19 protein-coding genes are annotated in these 18,836 nt (G+C 51.8%); 12 read left to right on the top strand and 7 right to left on the bottom strand.

From position 1 onward, the window contains the following. Positions 1-10: 10 nt before the first annotated feature. The 4 genes from MKQ70_RS07175 to MKQ70_RS07160 are packed head-to-tail and all read right to left on the bottom strand — an operon-like array spanning position 11 to position 4,544. Entirely contained in the window at positions 11-1,516 is a 1,506-nt protein-coding gene (locus tag MKQ70_RS07175) for a RagB/SusD family nutrient uptake outer membrane protein (protein ID WP_248069549.1), read from the bottom strand. Between the two features lie 37 nt (positions 1,517-1,553). Beyond that, positions 1,554-1,649 (bottom strand): lipoprotein, encoded by a 96-nt coding sequence (locus MKQ70_RS07170; RefSeq protein WP_248081127.1) that lies wholly within the window; start codon positions 1,647-1,649, stop codon positions 1,554-1,556. Positions 1,650-1,659: 10 nt separating this feature from the next. Next, a complete protein-coding gene (locus tag MKQ70_RS07165) occupies positions 1,660-4,128 on the bottom strand; it encodes a SusC/RagA family TonB-linked outer membrane protein (RefSeq protein WP_248069548.1) in 2,469 nt (822 codons plus the stop codon). 41 nt (positions 4,129-4,169) lie between these two features. Next, the gene (locus MKQ70_RS07160) at positions 4,170-4,544 is read right to left on the bottom strand and encodes a carboxypeptidase-like regulatory domain-containing protein (protein WP_248081124.1); all 375 of its coding nucleotides are present in this window, start codon (positions 4,542-4,544) and stop codon (positions 4,170-4,172) included. Between the two features lie 321 nt (positions 4,545-4,865). Between MKQ70_RS07160 and MKQ70_RS07155 the strand changes: the two genes are divergently transcribed. The 8 genes from MKQ70_RS07155 to MKQ70_RS07120 all read left to right on the top strand — a co-directional run bounded on the left by MKQ70_RS07155 (position 4,866) and on the right by MKQ70_RS07120 (position 12,732). Then, positions 4,866-4,988: a LacI family DNA-binding transcriptional regulator gene (locus MKQ70_RS07155; RefSeq protein ID WP_248069546.1), complete on the top strand. Its 123-nt coding sequence runs from the start codon at positions 4,866-4,868 to the stop codon at positions 4,986-4,988. Next, positions 4,982-5,629 (top strand): LacI family DNA-binding transcriptional regulator, encoded by a 648-nt coding sequence (locus MKQ70_RS07150; RefSeq protein WP_248069544.1) that lies wholly within the window; start codon positions 4,982-4,984, stop codon positions 5,627-5,629. The genes MKQ70_RS07155 and MKQ70_RS07150 overlap by 7 nt, the downstream gene beginning before the upstream one ends. Beyond that, positions 5,607-5,894 (top strand): substrate-binding domain-containing protein, encoded by a 288-nt coding sequence (locus tag MKQ70_RS07145; protein ID WP_248069542.1) that lies wholly within the window; start codon positions 5,607-5,609, stop codon positions 5,892-5,894. The genes MKQ70_RS07150 and MKQ70_RS07145 overlap by 23 nt, the downstream gene beginning before the upstream one ends. A gap of 444 nt (positions 5,895-6,338) precedes the next feature. Next, on the top strand, positions 6,339-8,735 hold the full coding sequence (locus MKQ70_RS07140) for an ABC transporter permease (RefSeq protein WP_248069541.1): 2,397 nt from the start codon (positions 6,339-6,341) through the stop codon (positions 8,733-8,735). 353 nt (positions 8,736-9,088) lie between these two features. Beyond that, complete coding sequence (locus MKQ70_RS07135) at positions 9,089-11,023, top strand: sigma 54-interacting transcriptional regulator (RefSeq protein WP_248069539.1); 1,935 nt, start codon at positions 9,089-9,091, stop codon at positions 11,021-11,023. Positions 11,024-11,244: 221 nt separating this feature from the next. Beyond that, positions 11,245-11,547, top strand: a complete 303-nt coding sequence (locus MKQ70_RS07130) for a hypothetical protein (protein ID WP_248069537.1) — start codon at positions 11,245-11,247, stop codon at positions 11,545-11,547. Positions 11,548-11,704: 157 nt separating this feature from the next. After that, the gene (locus tag MKQ70_RS07125) at positions 11,705-12,169 is read left to right on the top strand and encodes a helix-turn-helix domain-containing protein (protein WP_248069535.1); all 465 of its coding nucleotides are present in this window, start codon (positions 11,705-11,707) and stop codon (positions 12,167-12,169) included. Positions 12,170-12,183: 14 nt separating this feature from the next. Further along, complete coding sequence (locus MKQ70_RS07120; protein WP_248069534.1) at positions 12,184-12,732, top strand: hypothetical protein; 549 nt, start codon at positions 12,184-12,186, stop codon at positions 12,730-12,732. 168 nt (positions 12,733-12,900) lie between these two features. Here MKQ70_RS07120 and MKQ70_RS07115 read toward each other — a convergent pair whose 3' ends face one another. The 3 genes from MKQ70_RS07115 to MKQ70_RS07105 all read right to left on the bottom strand — a co-directional run bounded on the left by MKQ70_RS07115 (position 12,901) and on the right by MKQ70_RS07105 (position 15,886). Continuing rightward, complete coding sequence (locus MKQ70_RS07115) at positions 12,901-14,436, bottom strand: glycoside hydrolase family 43 protein (protein ID WP_248069532.1); 1,536 nt, start codon at positions 14,434-14,436, stop codon at positions 12,901-12,903. 143 nt (positions 14,437-14,579) lie between these two features. After that, on the bottom strand, positions 14,580-15,695 hold the full coding sequence (locus MKQ70_RS41055) for a pectate lyase (protein ID WP_248069530.1): 1,116 nt from the start codon (positions 15,693-15,695) through the stop codon (positions 14,580-14,582). Then, positions 15,620-15,886, bottom strand: coding sequence for a hypothetical protein (locus MKQ70_RS07105; protein ID WP_248069528.1), 267 nt, complete (start codon positions 15,884-15,886; stop codon positions 15,620-15,622). The genes MKQ70_RS41055 and MKQ70_RS07105 overlap by 76 nt, the downstream gene beginning before the upstream one ends. Before the next feature lie 416 nt (positions 15,887-16,302). On the opposite strand from MKQ70_RS07105, the gene MKQ70_RS41050 reads away from it, so the two are divergent. From MKQ70_RS41050 to MKQ70_RS07095, 4 genes are all read left to right on the top strand, one after another. Next, positions 16,303-16,689: a cation:proton antiporter domain-containing protein gene (locus MKQ70_RS41050; protein ID WP_308198960.1), complete on the top strand. Its 387-nt coding sequence runs from the start codon at positions 16,303-16,305 to the stop codon at positions 16,687-16,689. Between the two features lie 88 nt (positions 16,690-16,777). Then, a complete protein-coding gene (locus tag MKQ70_RS41045; RefSeq protein ID WP_308199427.1) occupies positions 16,778-17,128 on the top strand; it encodes a cation:proton antiporter domain-containing protein in 351 nt (116 codons plus the stop codon). Then, entirely contained in the window at positions 17,104-17,877 is a 774-nt protein-coding gene (locus MKQ70_RS41040; RefSeq protein WP_308198959.1) for a cation:proton antiporter domain-containing protein, read from the top strand. Before MKQ70_RS41045 ends, MKQ70_RS41040 begins: the two co-directional genes overlap by 25 nt. 258 nt (positions 17,878-18,135) lie before the next feature. Then, a complete protein-coding gene (locus MKQ70_RS07095; protein ID WP_248069526.1) occupies positions 18,136-18,825 on the top strand; it encodes a hypothetical protein in 690 nt (229 codons plus the stop codon). The last annotated feature ends 11 nt before the right edge of the window (positions 18,826-18,836 follow it).

The raw sequence follows: 18,836 nt of genomic DNA, 5'->3' as shown, positions 1-18,836 counted from the left end.
TTGAATCAGTTTAGTTATATCCTGTGTGTTGTTTGAATTCTTTTTTATTGGTTACTGCATCTACCTGGTCCTTTGGAATAGGCCTTACCAAATGATGTGCATCAAAGTTGACAGCGGCATCCGGGTTAGCCAGCACCAATCGTTCTGCCAATTTACCGGTACGCTTCAGATCAAACCAGCGCAGCTGCTCGCCCATAAATTCGCGTGCCCGTTCATCCAGTATAAAATCCAACGTCACCTGCGCGGGTAAAATCTCCATAGCCGCTTCCTGTCCCGGCACAGCTGCACGTCGCCGCACGGCGTTAATATAACCGACCGCCAAAGTAGTGTTGTTCAATTTCAACTGCGCTTCAGCCGCGATCAAATACATTTCTGCCAGCCGGATGATAAAAGCATCGCGGGCGCTTTGCTCTTCATTAAACGCTGCACGGGTAGGATCATCGAACTTCTGCAAAGATGGATAATGCAGCCTGTCCAACCCACCGCCATTCGCTTTATACATCTTACTCAAATCATAAATACGGTATTTCTTCGTCGCTTCCACATCGGCCGGTATCTCGTACTTGGTGCAGAATACTGCGGTGTCGCCAATCTTCATGCCCGCGGGCGCGGACGTTAATGTATTACAAAGCCAGGCTTGCTTAAAGGTAGCATTATACCGGGCATCCTTCGTTTCGTCGAACAACCTTAACGCGTACAGGGAAGGCATATAGCGGTTAAAGGGCCGGCCGTTCGCCACATCCCTCGTCATCCCCGGTAAATCGTCGTACTTCATGATATACATCAGGTGCCCGTTGTGTGCCCCACGTGGGTGGCCACCCGGGAACAGCGTCGCGTCGGTACGATCGTTGAAGGCCAGGTTTTTGAAATAGTTCACCGCCCATATCACTTCTTTGTTGGTGAGATTACTCATGCTCCATAAATCCGCGTATTTGGGCTGCAACACGTAGCCATAGCTTTTGATCACCTTATCCGCCAGGTCAAACGCCTGCTGGTTTAATCCGCGTGTAAGGCTCATACGCGCCAGGAACGCTTCGGCGATAGGCTTGGTTACCCGGCCGTAGTCGGTGGTGGTCGGCGGCAGGTTCGTTACCGCATATTCCAGGTCCTTGAAAATATGGGCATAGAATGTGTCTACGGGTGTGCGATTGGCGGTAGTGATGGTTTCGGTCGTTTCCGACTCCGTAAAGTGCACATCTCCCCACATTTCTACAATATGCCAGTAAAAGAACGCGCGCAGGAACCGGAGCTCGGCCGTACGGCGTACTTTCATCGCATCTGTCAAACCCGCCTTGTCGATGCGGTTGATGCCCGTATTACACAAGTTCACACCCGCATACAACCGCTTCCACAAATCCGACACCGCGGCGTTGGACGATTGCAGGTTATAATAATTAGTCAGATCGGTATACTTATCGCCAGTGCCGCTCGTCCACAGATCGGTGCCCATCTCGGAAATATTATAACCATCTTCTTTCCCATACCACCAGCGATTATAACTATAGGCAGCCGTCACCAAGGTTTCGAAACCTTCCGGCGTGGTAAATACGGCTTCAGCGGTTAGCCCACCCGGATTTTTTTTCCTCCAGCAGTTTGGAGCAGGAAGCAAGCGTAAAGGTCAATATGATAAAGGATACTATCTTTTTCATCATTCAGGAATTAAAAGGTTACGTTTAAGCCGGCCACATACATTCTCGTCAGCGGGAAACTAAGCTGTCCGCCGCGTTCGGGGTCATAATCCTTCACTTTACTGAAGGTGGCCAGATTTTTACCTGTTACATAAATGCGCAAAGCACTCATCCTGATTTTCCTCGCTGCATCTAAGGGCAGCGAATACCCCAGCGACACATTCCGGATCTTCACAAAAGATCCATCGCGGTAGCCAAGGGTTGATATAAAAGGCGTTCCGGAAGCAGACACGCTGGAATTGGGTCGTGGATAAGCGTTCGTCGGGTTCTCCGGCGTCCAGTAGTCCACGTTCGCACTATTCTCCAGACCCTGCGGATCATACTTGGCGGCATACTCCGAATTGATCCATTGACCAATACGGGCGAAGATGTACACGTTCAGATCAAAACTTTTCCAGCGGATGTCATTATTCAAACCGCCCGACCAGCGCGGAACCTGCGCCCCCACTACTACCCTATCCAGCGAGTTGATGACCGTATCGGTATTAATATCGCGCACGCGGATATCGCCCACTTTAGCTTTGTACTTCGTCGCCTGATCCACATCTTTCGACTGCCACACACCTATCTTATCATAATCGTAATATACGTTCACAGGATATCCGATGAACAGGCCGCTGGCAATGTCATTCGTGTTGCCATCCGCCAGCGATACTATTTCTTCTTTGTTCCGTGTGAACGAAATATTGGTCGTCCAGCTGAAATCCGGCGACTTAAAGTTTACAGTATTGATACCTAGTTCAACGCCCCTGTTGCGGGTTTTACCGATGTTCTGTAATGTTTTACCAACGCCGGTCGAAGTAGGCAACGTGCGTAACAGCAACAAATCCGAGGTATGCGTATCGTAATAATCAAAGTTGACGGCAATGCGGTTGTCAAGGAAACCCATATCCACGCCCACATCCGTGGTGCCGGACAATTCCCACTTCAGCAGTTTGTTGCCAATCTGGTCGCTGATACTGTACGCCGGTGCAGCCGTATTATCATCATAAGAAAAAGGAATACGGTACAACAGGCTCTGTGTACTGTACGGCGCCACGGCATCATTGCCCGCCACACCATAACTCATGCGCAATTTCAGGTCGCTGAACACGCGTTGTTTCTTCATGAATTTCTCATCACTGATGCGCCACGCCGCGGCAGCAGAGGGAAAGAATGCCCACTTGTTGCCATCCGACAGCTTCGACGAGCCATCGGAGCGACCTGTCAACGTTAAGAGATACCGGCCTTTATAAGCATAATTGATCCTGCCTGTAAAAGAAACCAGGTTCCATTCCTGGTAAGCACTGCGGATCGCGATGCCACTTACATTGTTCTGCAGTGCATGATATAACTGGCTGGGCAGCAATTGTCCCTCGCCCTGCGCGTTGCTGCTGTCGGTCTGGTAGCCGAGCAGGCTGCTGATGCCTGTTACAGCAAAACTATGATCACCGAGTTCCTTTTTATACGTTACAATGTTTTCCCAGTTCAGGAAGCGGTTTTCGCTGGTGTTGTACTGCGAACGTGAAGTTGAGAAGGTGGCACGGTCGATCGTGGTGCGGGAAGCGTAGATGCCCACGCGTGTGTTATCGAGCGATATGCCCACGTTCGTCCTTAGTGTTAAATCTTTGATCGGCTGCAATTCCGCGTACACGTTCACCAACGTGCGGGTCATACGTACATTGTTCACGTACGCGTTCGGTTGTTCGTCTGCCAGCGGATTAATGTGCGGACCTGCATTCGGGAACGCGATGAACTTGCCGGTACTGTCAAACGGCAAGCCCAGCGGAATAATTTTATTTGCCTGGTTCAGCGGATCGCGGCGCACGTTCTGATCGTAGTAGGTTACCTGGCTTTGCATGCCCACCTTCAACATATCACCGACCTGCTGGTCTACGTTCATGCGGGCGGTGTAGCGCTGCAGATTATCCAACTTGAAAAGTCCTTTTTCTTTGAAATAGTCCAGCGAGAGATAAACTTTCGTTTTTTCGGAACCTGCAGAAACGCCCAGCTGGTAATCCTGCTGTGACCCTTTGTGCAGCAATTCGTCTGCATAGTACGTCCATTTATCATCACGGATCGCCGCCAGCTCCATCGGATTAAAGATTGCCGCATCGTCGGCCACACTGTTCCAGCGACCGGTGGTACGATTGGCCTCGCGTTTCAGTGCCACGTACTGTGGCCCGGTATTCACCTGCGGATACCCCGCTACTTCTGACATACCACCATACGCGTTGAACGAGACCTGCGCTTTACCAGTGGCGCCGCGTTTGGTGGTGATGATGATCACGCCGTTCGCTCCGCGCGAACCGTAAATAGCGGTGGAAGAGGCATCTTTCAGCACTTCCATCGACTGTATATCATTCGGATTAATGTCTTCGATATTGCCATACTGCATACCGTCAACGATGTAAAGCGGCGAGTTGCGCGCATTGATCGAACGGTTACCGCGCACGGTCACGTTTACCTTTGCGCCGGATGCACCGCTGGCTTTGGTGATGTCTACTCCGGGTACTTTCCCTGGATGGTTTCCATCACGTTTGTGGAAGGAATTTTGCGCAGCTCCTCTCCTTTCACAGAAACGACGGAGCCGGTCAGATCGCGTTTGCGTACCTGTCCGTAGCCAATGATGACTACCTCTTCCAGCTTTTTATCGTCTTTCTCCATTTTTACTACAACGTTTGAATTGCCATCCGCCACCCGCGATACAGCAATATATCCGAGGTAAGTGAATTGCAATTCGGCTTTTCCAGCTGGTACTGTTAGCGTGAAATCGCCATTTTCATCCGTTTTTACACCCGTATTGGTGCCTTTCAATTGTACACTTACGAAGGGAAGTCCTGCGCCGGTACCAGCGTCGGTGACCTTTCCTTTCAGGGTGCGTGTTTGTGCCTGCGCCCAATGGACGGTTACGAGCAGCAGTAAAAAAACAGGTAAATCTTTTTCATAACGTCTAACGTGAATAAGTTGACTAAATGATTACCGATACATGCTCTGCTAGTGGGGTTAAAACTGCGCTAGTGGCCTTTGCAATATGTTCTCATCAAGTGGAATTACTGAAGCAAGTCTAGTGATATATTGCTTAAAATCGCTGCATTCCAGCGGGTTTATTTACGCAATCGTTCCCGGCAACGATGGCAATGCTGTAGGGGATGCGAGGAATAATGTTTATATTAGCCACATCTGCATTTGGACGTTATGAAATTTGAAGCTGCTACTATTAAAGATATCGCTAAAGCCCTCGGACTTTCTACCTCCACGGTATCACGTGCCTTGCGCGACAGCCACGAAATAAGCGAGGAAACCAAAAACAGGTGCTGAAATATGCTGCCCAGATCAATTACCGGCCGAACCCGATTGCCCTCAGCCTGAAAGAAAAAAGGAGCCGCTCTATTGGTGTCATCGTGACAGAAATCGCCAACAGCTTCTTTTCGCAGGCCATCAACGGTATTGAATCGGTGGCGAAAGAACGCGGCTACAATGTAATTATCTCCCAGAGTCACGAATCCTTCGAAAAAGAAGTACAAACGCTGAACTACCTGGCGTCACGGTCGGTCGATGGGCTGCTTATCTCTGTTTCGGCTGCCACCAAAGACCTGGAACACCTGCGGGCGCTGCATGACCGGGGTTTTCCCATCGTGTTTTTCGATCGTATCGTGGAAGATATCCAGACGCACAAAGTAGTGATCGAAAACTTCCGCGGCGCGTACGATGCGACCATGCACTTGTTGCAGAACGGTTACCGGAACATCGCCTGCATTACCGGATCGGAGAATTTGTCAATCAGCCGCGAGCGCATCGCAGGCTATGTGGAAGCACTGGCGCATAAACACATTAAACCTTCCAAATCACTCATCAAATATTGTCCGAATGGCGGCATGGTATTGTCCGAAGTCGAACAGGCCGTTACCCAACTCCTGAAGCTGCGCCCACGGCCGGATGCCATTCACTACGGGCGATAAGCTCACCACCGGCTGCCTGCGCGTATTACATGGCCGTAATCTCTCCATCCCGAAAGATATTGCGCTGGTAGGTTTCTCCAATTCCGATCTCATTGAACTGATGAACCCACCGCTTACCGTGGTACGCCAGCCGGCCTTTGAAATGGGCGAAGTGGCTACGGACCTGTTGCTGCAACTCATCGAAAGCAAACGCCCGGTGCGTGATTTCGAGCGGCGGATACTGACTACCAGCCTTATTGTGAATGCGTCCGGGAGTAAGAAGTAACTTTTGCACCAGCTTTTGATCTGCTATCGAGCCGCCGTTGGTCGCTCACTTCAGCGGCAGTTTTCCATCTCACCAAACAAAGATACTGCCTCGTCACACCGAAAAATTGATGAGGATGGAGGAAATTTCCCCGGGGATGTTATTTTCTCAAAAAGGCGTAAAGCGTGGTAAAAAGGTGCATACAGCATTGTCGCAAAGTGTCGTCTATTGACGTAATCTGTCGTTTGAGTGCAAAACTTCTAGAGGGAGAGTGCACGCGTAGTGCACGGGGAGTGCACGCACAGTGCACGGGGAGTGCACGAAGAGTGCACGATAAGCCCTTTGCGAATCCACAACCGAACACCTAACCGCCCGAAAGCGAACAAATCATCATAAAGCATAATTTGTAGGGACAATTTTATCAAGGGGTCCCTATTTTGGCACTTCATTCGCCTACGCTACAACATGCTCAGGAATTACATAAAAATAGCGCTCCGCAACCTTTGGAAACACAAAGGTTTCAGCTTCATCAACATATTCGGGCTGGCTCTTGGTATTGCCTGTTCCCTGCTGATGATACTACATGTAAAAAACGAACTGCGGTACGATACGGGCTACCCATCAGCCCCCAACCTGTACCGCGTAACCATGGAAAGCATGGAGGACGGCCGGCACTGGGCCGCCACTGCTCCGGGTATTGGCGCGGAAATGACCCGGCGGTTCCCGCAGATACAGGGGATGGTGCGCTTTTATAAATCCCGGCCCTTGCAGGTACTGAGTTACACCGATGCCAACGGCGTATCGCAGCGGCACGAAGAGCGCAACGGCCTGTTCGCCGACGCAAACGTACCGGCCGTATTCAACCTGCATTTTCTGAGCGGCGATGCCGCTACTGCCTTGGAGGAACCCGGCAGCATTGTACTCACCGATCAACTCGCAATTAAGTATTTCGGCACCACCGACGTACTGAACAAAGTACTCCGCGAAGAAGTGAACCAGCAGCCCCTGCGCGTTACCGGCGTTATCGCCACGCCGGAAGTGCCGTCGCACGCCACATTCAATTACCTGATCTCCCTTTCCACCTTCCTAAATAATTTACCACCGGAGATGCGCGACAACCATACCTGGAACGCGCTGTACACCTATATACTGCTGCCCGATCAACGCGCCTGCCAGGCTGTAAAGGACGGTCTGCCTGCTTTTAACCGGGAGTTTTACGCCGGCCTGGGGGAAACGCCTGCTGAAATCAGCGCCCATCGCCGCCTGCACCTGCAACCCGTGCGCGACATTCACCTGCATTCCAAACTGGAAAAGGAAATGGAGGCCAACAGCGATATCCGTTACGTATACATCTTTTCCATCGCAGCGCTGTTTATTCTGCTGATCGCCGCAGTAAACTTTATCAATATTTTCACCGTACAGGCAAACGGCCGCACGAAAGAAATAGGCCTGCGCAAAGTGATCGGCGCACTTCGCCCGCAACTGGCGCAGCAATTCCTGGGCGAATCGTTCTGCATCACGTTGATAGCCGCGGGACTGGCCATTGCAATGGTGTATGCGGCGCTGCCGCTGTTTAACCAGGTTACCGGCCGGCAACTGCATATCGAAGAACTTGTGAATTTAAAAAACTTATGGATACTGCTGGGACTTACTACAGCTGTTGGCCTACTGGCTGGGCTTTACCCGGCATGGATCATCAGCGGGTATCGCCCGGTGAACGCACTCAAAGGTGCGAATACACGCGTTGCGGGCACCGTGCGCAAAAGCCTGATCGTATTCCAGTTTACGATCGCGGTGTTCCTCATTTTCAGTACGGTGGTGATGTACCGGCAGTTAAAACTGTTTCATGATAAAGATCTCGGCTTCGACCAGGAACAGCTGGTGGCCATCACGATGTACGACGAAACCTGGAAACATTTCGACGGCCTTCGGGATGCGCTGGCACAGAACAAGGACGTCATTTCCTATTCCATCACCTCTACCCTGCCCGGCGAGCGGTTCAGCATGCAGAGCGTGAAGGTATTAGGAAGGGATAAAGAAGAAGAAACCATCCGCGCCATCTGGGCCGATGAACAATTGTTGCCCACGATGAAACTGCAACTCGCCGCAGGCGAAAACTTCCGTCCGCAGTGGCCTGCCGTGAGTCCGTACAGCTTCTGGCTAAACGAAACCGCCGTAAAAAAACTTGGACTTCAAAACCCCATCGGCACGCGGGTGCGGCTGGACGGCGATACCGGCGTAATCGTGGGCGTAGTCAAGGATTTCAACTTTGCCTCTTTGCATGCGCCAATAGACCCGCTGATCGTGGAATACCGGCCATTGAACGCCAACTATTTACTGGTACGCTCGCAGGCCGGCAAACTGCCGGAAACGCTTGCCTTCCTGGAGCAACAGGTTAAAACAATCGCGCCTGCCAGCGTATTCACCTATAATTTCATCGATGATAAACTCGAAACACTCTATGCCTCCGAAAACCGCATGATGCAGTTGTTCCGCGTCTTCTCCGGGTTTGCGATACTGGTGTCCTGCCTCGGGTTGTTCGGCCTCGTCGTATATGCGTCAAGACTGCGGGTAAAAGAGGTGGGCATCCGGAAAACGCTGGGCGCTTCGGTGACCGGCGTTACACTTTTACTCTCCCGCGACTTCATCAAATTAGTAGCCATCGCTGTATTGATCGCCTGGCCGCTTTCGTGGTGGGTGATGCATAGCTGGCTAAGCGGATTTGCCTACCGGGTATCCATTAACGGCTGGACCTTCCTGGTATCCGGACTGCTCACCCTACTGGTGGCAGTGCTAACGGTAGGCGCACAGGCGATGAAAGCCGCGGCAGCCTCACCGGTGAAGAGTTTGCGCTCAGAATAGGGCGCCATTTATACAAACATTACCATCATCCATAACTTGACCCGCCCTCACCGGCGGGTTATTTTTGCGCCGCCACTTCCTGTTTTTGTGGCGCATTCAGCAGGCTGCATTCCAGCAGCCTTTGTCCCTTTTCAGGATATTTTATACCTTTAGCGCGTTGGTCTGCCGTGATGTTGAGTGACTAGATTTTCACCCCGGACCGCCTTTCTTTTGGGAAAAACCTGCTGTACGCTACCACCATCATGCACCAACCTGAACGTTGTTACGAAATCGTTTAAGCTGATTTTACGTACGCGGCGCTGTTTTTGAAAAAGACGCATGACACGGTGCTTTTCCGGGTAAAAAGGACACGAATGAATAAGAAGATATTAATAGTAGAAGACGAGTTTATTGTGGCCAATGATCTCCGCCTGATCCTCGAATCTGCCGGCTACCTGGTGACAGGCGTTGCGGATTCTGTAAAACAGGCCAGGGAATTGCTTGAGCGGGAACGGCCTGATATTGTGTTACTGGATATCTATCTGAAAGGAAAAGAAACCGGCATCGATCTCGCCCGTTATTTATCCGCCGCCAACATTGCTTTTGTATATCTCTCCGCCAACTCCAACCAGCAGGTACTGGAGGCGGCCCGCGCCACACAGCCGTACGGGTTCCTGGTAAAACCTTTCCGTGGAAAAGACGTGCTGGTAACGCTGGATATTGCCCGTTACCGTCACGAAAACAGCCTGGAGGCATCCCTGCGCCGTGAATCACAACTGGAACAACAACTGGCGGACATTACCGCCACCGGCGGCGATCAGCAGGAACAATTGCTGAAGATCGCACAAACGTTGCAGGCGCACCTCCCCTTCGATTTTCTCAGTACCGGTAACCTTGACAGGAATGCCCTGCCCTACAGCGGCCAATGTTTCCTGCGCATAGGGTTCGATCAATATCAGTTAATTGGCATGCCGGAACTGAGTACCATCACGCGTACACGGCCAGCCGACCTGGCTGCGCTGCAACAACGCTCGCCGGTCGAAACGATTCAGGCCAGCTACAGCGATACCGCTTTTGCGGACCTCTGCGAGCAAAACGCCATGAAAAAGCTGTATGCACGCAGCTTTCAGCTCGTAAGTAACCTGGTGATGCCGTTGCTCATGCCGGACGGACATATCTTCTCTTTATCTTTTTACAGCCGGCGTGCAGATGCTTACCAGCAGGAGCAGTTGTCGCTGGGCATCCGCCTGACGCCCATGCTTACGCGGGTGATACAGGCAGTGGTGTATAACCAGGCGTCCACCCCACCAGCAAATAAAGCAGTTGTGCCGGAGCCCCGACAGTTCAGCAACATCGTAGGCAATAGTCATTTACTGCTCGGCGTTCTCGACCTCGTTAACCAGGTGGCACCTGTGGACACCTCCGTGCTGGTGCTCGGCGAAAGCGGTACGGGCAAGGAGCGCATCGCACAGTCGATCCATGATATGTCGTCCCGCAAAAAGCATCCATTGGTAAAAGTGAATTGTGCCGCGCTGCCTGCCAACCTGATCGAATCAGAATTGTTCGGGCATGAGAAAGGTTCGTTTACCGGCGCAACAGAACGCCGCATCGGCAAGTTCGAACAGGCCGAAGGCGGCACCATCTTCCTGGATGAAATCGGCGAAATGCCTATGGAACTGCAGGTAAAACTGTTGCGGGTATTACAGGAAAAAGAAATTGAAAGAATAGGCGGAAAGAGCACTGTAAAAATCAATGTACGGTTCATTGCCGCCACCAACCGCAATCTAGAAAAGGAAGTCGCCGAAGGGCGGTTCCGGCTTGATTTGTACTATCGCCTGAACGTGTTCCCGATCGTATTGCCGCCCCTGCGCGAACGCAGAGAGGATATTCGCCCGCTGGCCGAACATTTCGCCGAAAAGTTCGCCTTGCGCTTCAGCAAGCCAGCCGTCAACATCTCCGATAAAATGATGCGCGAACTGGAAACCTGGCACTGGCCCGGCAATATCCGCGAACTGGAAAACGTGATGGAACAAAGTGTGATCCTGCACAGCGGCGATCAACCGCTTAACCTGCGCAGACCATTGGGCAGCGGAACGGCGCCCGCACCTTTAGTGGCCACACCGCAAACACTGGAAGATGTAAAAACGGCGCAGCGCGAAACAGAGAAAGCATATATTTTATCCATCCTGAAAAAAACCAATGGCCGCATCCGTGGCAATGGCGGCGCTGCGGAATTGATGAACCTGAAACCCACAACGCTCGAGTCCCGCATATTTAAGCTGGGAATCAGGAAAGAGGATGTGCAGTAACCTCCAATTATTTCGGAGTTTCCAGGACCATCTCCAAAATAATCAGAGCCCAATATCATCAACGTGAAATAAAATACAACCATAACTAAAAGATTACCAGCCAAATAGCTCCTTCCCTTATTAACTCCGAAACGCGGCACATTAATCGTCTGTATACAGTCGTACCCGGTTAACACTGTATATCGTCGCCGGGTTATTGCGAACACCCAAAATCTGTGATTATGACGCGACTTTCTACCTTACCGGGAAAAACTTCACCGTACCTGAAAACGGTGGCCCCCATGCAACAGCTGGAAGCGGAAAGCAACCTGCCGTTCGAGATCCACAGTCTCGAATGGATGCAGCAGCACCGTTGGCAACACCAGCTGGATACGCCCCGGCGTAACAATTTTTTCATGATCGTTTGGCTGAAAAAGCTTCCGGCGTGCATCTCATCGACCTGGCCCGCTACGACCTCGGCGACCACTCTGTTTACTGTCTTACCCCGGACAAATTCATCTGCTGAAAGCGGAAGAAGGCACTGAAGGTTACGTACTCTCCTTCACCAACGAGTTTCTCAGCCTGCATGAAAACAACTTTGACCTGCTGTTTAAAACCGGCCTGTTTTACACGTTTTCGCATTCGGCCGCTATTCAGCTCGACAAAGACCTGAGCCTCGAGATGGAGGAACTGATGTTAAAAATGAAAAGGGAATTTGACAACTACTACCTGCTGCGCGGCGAGATCCTGCGCGGGCTGGTAAAGATCTTTCTGATTTACCTGAGCCGTGAGTCGGACAATAGCACGTCCGGTGTAGCGCACACCCGCAACCAGGAACTTACGAAGAAATTCCTGAACCTGCTGGAACAGCATTACACCACGCGTAAGATGGTAACGGACTATGCGCAGGCCCTCGCGGTTACCCCCAATTACCTCAACGAAATCGTAAAGAAAGTATCGGGCTTCCCGGCGAGTTATCACATCCAGCAGCGCATTATCCTCGAAGCTAAAAGGCAGGCCGCGTATGTGGAAACGAGCATGAAGGAAATTGCCTACCAGCTTGGGTTTAATGACATCACCCACTTCTCACGGTTCTTCAAAAACGTGTCTGGTGTCAGTTTCTCCGATTTCAAAAAACAGGCCGCCATGCAGGTGGCGATGGATTAGTTAAATCTTAGTTTATGGCAAATCTATTGGTATACCCGGGCAATCGGCTGATTGTCCGCCGCTCCCCCACGTTCATTAAGGCGATTCTTCTCGCCGGCGTGGCGGCCTGCGTCCTTCAGCTTACCGGGATGGTGCTGGTGTCGTGGCTGGCCCGGGAACGTACGCCGATGGAGGTATTACAGTTTGTCGCTTCGGGCATCTGTGGCGCCAACGCATTTACAGAGGGCGCCCGTAGCGTAGTGGCCGGCCTTTTCCTCCATTGTATGTTTTCGCTCGTGGTAGCGGCCGTGTATTTAACGGCTTACAGCTTGTTTCGTTTCGTGCGCCGGCACCCCTTTCGCTCCGGCCTCCTGTACGGCGTCATCACCTGGCTCGTGATGTACGGCGCGGTTATTCCCCTTAGTCATGCAACGGTACAGGCTCCCGATCCGTTAATGGGCATGCTTACTTTATTGATCAATATGTTAATGGTGGGCATACCGGTTGCACTGGCCACGCATTTCACGTACGAAGTGCATAAACGACATGCGCCCGATATTACGGAGCTGATCTGGCATACCTAGTCACAGCAAGGGTTTGTACAAATCTATCCTTTATATCGACCTTGCACCGGCCACGAATAAAAAGCAACTTTGTATCATCAAGTCAATAACAAAAAGAAGTTACATAAGAGCGACAGTTGTAGGTTTAATTACATGGCCGGGATACTCATATCCCGGCCATCGACATCTTTATTCAATCCGGAACCAGTCTACATCCGCCCAACCGGCATCGTTCGATTGCTGTACACCCGTCGCGAATAAACCCACCTTCGCTCCTACCCACCGGCCTTCGCGGGCGGTGAACTCACCGGGAATATCCGTATAATCATTTCCGTTATAGCTATAGCTGAATTTGCATTTTGCACCGGGCATTACTTTTACCCGCAGCCAGGCGTCCTTCCCGGTAGCCGTTCCCAATGATGTAAGCGCTTCCTTTTTGCCTTTATCGGCTTGTTTACAAACGCCCTGCTCCAGGTAGATGATACTGTCCCGGTACACCAGGGAAAGCTGCGCGTAATCCATACCCATCACGATCAATCCTGCCCTGTCGCCCTGCAGGCGCGGTTTAAAAGTGAGCTTTGTGGTAGCAGTGAATTCATCGGCGGGAAATTTTTGCAGTAACAGGTTCGGCACATCCCAGTAATTGTGGGTGCTATCCGGCACACGAACGGCGAACAGTCGCATGGTGCCGGCACTCACATTCGTATGCGCCCAATAGGCCATCGGGTTGGCCTGCCACTGCCATTGCAGCCCGGGTTGTACAGTATCGAATTCATCCGACTCCACCGGGTTCACCCTGGGCTGTGCGGGGCCGGTAGTTGGTTTTTTATAGATAGATACCGGTGTGCCTTTCCCATCGCCGTCTGCATCTTCACCGATCACTGGCCAGTCGTTGCGCCATTTCATCGGTTGAAGGTGTACCACACGGCCATAGGCGCCCTTGTCCCGGAAGTGCAGAAACCAGTCTTCGCCACCCGCCGTATTCACCCAGGCGCCCTGGTGCGGACCGTTCACCCTGCTGCTTCCCTGGTCCATTACTACTTTACGCTCATACGGACCGTAAATATTTTTCGAACGTAAAGCCAGCTGCCAGCCGGTGGCCACACCGCCAGCGGGCGCCGGGATGTAGTAATAACCGTTACGTTTATACATCTTCGGCCCTTCGAGTGTCGGATCCTGGTCGTGCCCGTCGAATACGATGGTGCCGGCGTCCAGCACCTTAGTCCCTTCAATGTTCATGCGTTTCAACACCACGATGCTTTTAATACCCGCGCGGCTGCCGGCGTAAGCGTGGGCCAGGTAGGCCTTTCCATCCTCGTCCCAGAACGGACAGGGATCAATGAGACCACTGCCACCGGCAACCAGCACAGGATCGGACCATGGGCCTTTGATCGACGCCGCTTTCGTCATATAAATCCCGAAATCCGGATCGGGATAATAGATATAAAATTCCTGCTTATGATAGCGGATAGCGGGCGCCCAAACGCCGTTGCCATGCTGCACTTTCGAGAAGTGATCAAAGGGTATCTGCCGCGGCAGCGCATGCCCGATGAGGGTCCAGTTCACGAGGTCTTTACTGTGCAGGATCGGCAAACCCGGCGCCATGTTGAAACTGGAAGATACCAGGTAGAAGTCGCTGCCCACCCGCACGGCATCCGGATCCGAATAGTCGGCATTGATCACCGGGTTCTTAAACGTTCCATCGCCATTGTCCGGTGCCCACACCTTGAAACCGCCGGCTGTTGCGCTATTCCTGCTACCGACAACGTAAGTGCGCAGCCGGTCAGCAGCGCTTTCATCTTTACTTGCATATTTCAGTTTCTTTATTTCCCTTTGTCAATAGCCATCAAAACGATACTATTCACCGGTTACTTCACCAGCCCGTTCAGGTATACTTCCAGGTGGGTGTAATGTGTGCCGGGCCTGGTCGCTTTGCCATCTTTTTTATCGTTTGGATCCAGTCCCTGCTTACGTTCCCAGGCATCCGGCAAACCGTCGCCATCGCTGTCGGGTAAAGGAATACCGCTCCTGAGCAAAGGCCATCCTCCCACGTCCTGCTGTGAATTAATGATCCCGTTTTGTCCCGCCGATGTTTTACCGCTGCGTACACTTTCAACAACGCGCGCATCCGCTGCGTCGCGATGTAAACTGGCGCCGGCGGCAGACAGTACACGCAGATAGGCCTCTTTGGCGCTTTCTTCGGGTATTGCCACCACAGTAAACGGCTGCGCTGCCCGCGCCGAATCCGGCTGTTCACAATCCACGCCGCCATCCCAGTTATTGCGCGTAACGGCTGCATTATCATGCATGATGTTGCCGGCCACATAAAACTGCCCATACGGTACAGAGGGGTTCACGATCGTTGTTATACGCCGCTTTTGTGTGGCCGGACCGGGACGGTAATAATTATTTACCACGTTATACCGGCCTCGTTCGCCGCCATAACTGCTGTTGATCACCCAATTAAAAATCACGTTGTTGCGGAAATCTACCAGTTCATCGTCGGGGTTTTGAGTAGATGCGGAACCCGAAAACCGCGGCAACCGGCTTTTATGAGCGGCAAGCAGGTTATGATGGAACGAAGCACGCGCTCCGCCCCAGATGCCGCCGTAACCATGATCTCCTTTCACGTGTACCGAGTGGTTCAGGCTTTCCGAGACGAGGCACCATTGCATAGTAAAATCGTGGTTACGATAAAAGGATGCACATTCGTCGGTAGACCAGCTCACCGAACAATGATCGATGATGATGTTGCGATGATAGCGCCCGCCCAGGGCGTCGCCCTCCTGCTTCGCTTCATCACCCATGCGGAACCGCAGGTAACGGATGATCACATTGTCTGCCACAATATCCACCGGGTAATTCCGCAAACAAATACCATCGCCGGGGGCCGACTGTCCCGCCACGGTTACATCGCCACTAACCACATGCAGCGGAGATTCCAGGGCAATCGTACCCGATACTGCGAACACAATGGTACGCACCCCTGTTTATCCAGCGCCTCGCGCAAACTGCCGGGTCCATGATCAGCCAGGGAAGTAACGGTATACACATCGCCTCCGCGGCCACCGGTTGCATAACGGCCGAAACCTTCCGCACCGGGGAAAGCAACCGGCTGCGCGGAGAGCACGGCCGGTAACAAATACAATCCTAGAAACAACGCAAGTTTTTTCATATCTAATAAGTCCGGTGCGGATCGCCAACAGGACCGCCCTTTTGCCTGCAGTGCGCAGTATGATCCAAAGTTAGTGGTGATTGATCGATCCCTCCCGACATAGTGTACAACACACGGAACAGGAAAACTGGAAGGAGGCTGACTGCCTTTTTCATACGTGGCCAAATTTGTGCGAATTGTTTCCTGCGGAATGTTTCATGAACTCATGCTACGTTCGCGACATCAAGGTAACAGCTGTAAAAATTGATTGACAAAAACGCCCTCTTTATTGTATCAGACTGCAACAATGATAAACAGATTTTCGATGAAATATGCCACAAAACGATTGATTATTTACGCAATCGTTCCCGGTAAAAAGCCTTATTTTGCGCCCATACCGCCCGTTGGCGGCAGAATAAAAATTACGCCTTTCATTTATGCTGCACGAGCATCTTTTGTTGATTATTTCGATGTTGTTCGTGGTTTCGCTCCTGGTTATGCTGGGGCAGAAACTGCGCGTGTCTTACCCCATTTTCCTGGTGCTGGCGGGACTGTTGATCAGTCTTATCCCCGGCACTCCGCACGTAGACATCGACCCCGACCTAATTTTCACCATCTTCCTGCCTCCCTTATTATATGAGGCGGCCTGGTATACTTCCTGGAAGGAATTCTGGAAATGGAAACGTCCGATTTCACTGCTGGCTTTTGGCCTGGTGATTTTCACCTCCACCATTGTGGCCTACGTATCCCATGCGCTGATCCCGGGATTCACCCTGGCGCTGGGCTTTTTGCTGGGCGGTATCATCTCTCCCCCGATGCAGTAGCCGCGACCTCAGTGCTGAAAGGCCTCAGTATCCCCAAAAGAGTAACCACGATACTGGAAGGCGAAAGCACGGTGAACGACGCCTCTTCCTGATCGTATTCCGGTTTGCGCTGGCGGCGGTAACGTCCGGACAGTTTATCTTAGGTAAGGCCGTGGGCGATTTCTTTATCGTATCGCTGGCGGGTATTGCGGTGGGACTCATCGTAGGTGAGATCCTTTACCTGTTACATAAATACTTACCGACCACCCCGCAGATCGATACGGCGCTTACCTTAATGGCGCCGTACCTGATGTACCTGCTGGCGGAGGAGTTCCATTTCTCCGGCGTACTGGCGGTCGTGAGCGGAGGATTGTTCCTCTCCTTCCGGTCGCACAGCTTTTTGAGTTACCGCTCCCGGATACAGTCGGCCAATGTATGGTCTACCGTTGTTTCTTACTGAACGGCCTTGTATTTATATTGATAGGATTACAATTACCGAGCATCGTTGAGGGTTTGGAAGATTACTCCCTTACCGAAGCCATTTATTACGGACTGCTGGTAAGCCTGCTGATTATCGTGATCCGCATCATATGGGTGTACCCGGCTACCTTTTTACCCAGGATGATGAGCCATAAAATACGGACGAAAGAACCGATGCCTTCCGCTAAATCTGTGTTCATCGTGGCCTGGTCGGGCATGCGGGGTGTAGTATCGCTGGCCTCTGCCCTGTCGATTCCGCTGGCGGTAAGTCCGGGTGTGGCGTTCCCGGAGCGGAACATCATTCTCTTTATCACTTTTGTGGTGATATTGGTTACGCTGGTCTTCCAGGGACTTAGCCTGCCGTTGATCATCCGGTTATTAAATATAGAAGCGGGTGATGCGGTGATGAAAGAGAGCGAGCAGGAATCGTCCATTAACCTGCAGATGGCGCAAGTATCGCTAAACTACCTGGAAAACAACCATAGCGAGGAACTGGAAAGATCCCCGGCGTTGCAGGAATTAAGGAAACGATATAGCGGTATCATAGAGAACAATACAGAGCGGATGGACAAATCGGTAGCCCGCAGATACCGGAAAATACTGGTAGAGCTGATCGATGTGCGCCGTGCAGAACTGAACCGCCTGAGGCATGAGCACGACTACGACGACGAACTATTACGCAGGCACGAAAGCAACTTAGACCTGGAGGAAGCACGTCTCCGCAAATAAAATATCATATATATAAAATATTTAACTAACTTGCGCCCTGTTACATAGTGGTAACGATCATGTAATGCAGCTCATCCTGAAGTAGATACCCCATTCTCTTCTCGATTTTAACCACATTCTTAGCAAAACCCCTATACCGTATCCGGGCTTCCATGAGAGGGCCACGGGCGGCGTGTTTTTATCAAACTGACACATACTAACAGACATACAATGCAGGAGTTTTACTTTTCCACTTTACTGAAAAGAAAAAAGAATTGGATGATGGCGGCTTTGGCGACGATAGCAATATTGTGGTCATCGGCAGCCGTTGCGCAATTTACTGGTCTGAACCAGGTGACTTACAACGAGCCGCAAACATCGGCCAACCTGACCGTTAACATAGCGCCCACCGGGAGTTTTGCTACTTCGGACCCCAACACATCTAACCGTCACTTCCTGGTGCAAATGATGGGTGGTTATAATGCCAGCCAGGATGTGCTGGATATTACCAACCAGGGAAGCGGCCCGGGCCAGATCGGCGTTTCCGGCAACACCGTTTATTACGGCGGAACAGCGTTTGCCTCCTTCAGCAACTCCGGGGGATATATGGATTTCAGCCTGAATGCGGCAGCTACCCCGGCCAGCATTTCCGCACTGCTTCGCGCCATAACTTATACTAATACCAGCCAGGAACCGACTGTGATAGATCGCACCATGTGGGTGTTCTACATCAGTACAGGTAACCCGGTTGACCAGTCAGCCAGCTTCATCATCAAGGTGAATGCGGGTAACGACGCTCCAACGATCGATCCTTATGGTCCCATCGCAGTAACAGAAGATGCGGCCTATACATTAACAGGCGTATCTGCCACCGATCCGGAAGAAGGGGCTTCCAACGTAACCCTGCGTTTCACGGCTACCCAGGGCATATTTACCGCTACTGCGGGGGAGCGTTACTGTAAGCGGTAATAATACCAGCG

Source organism: Chitinophaga sedimenti (assembly GCF_023156195.1).
Lineage (GTDB): Bacteria > Bacteroidota > Bacteroidia > Chitinophagales > Chitinophagaceae > Chitinophaga > Chitinophaga sedimenti.
The sequence above is the reverse complement of the archived record's forward strand: the minus strand, read 5'-3'. Positions and strand labels throughout refer to the sequence as shown.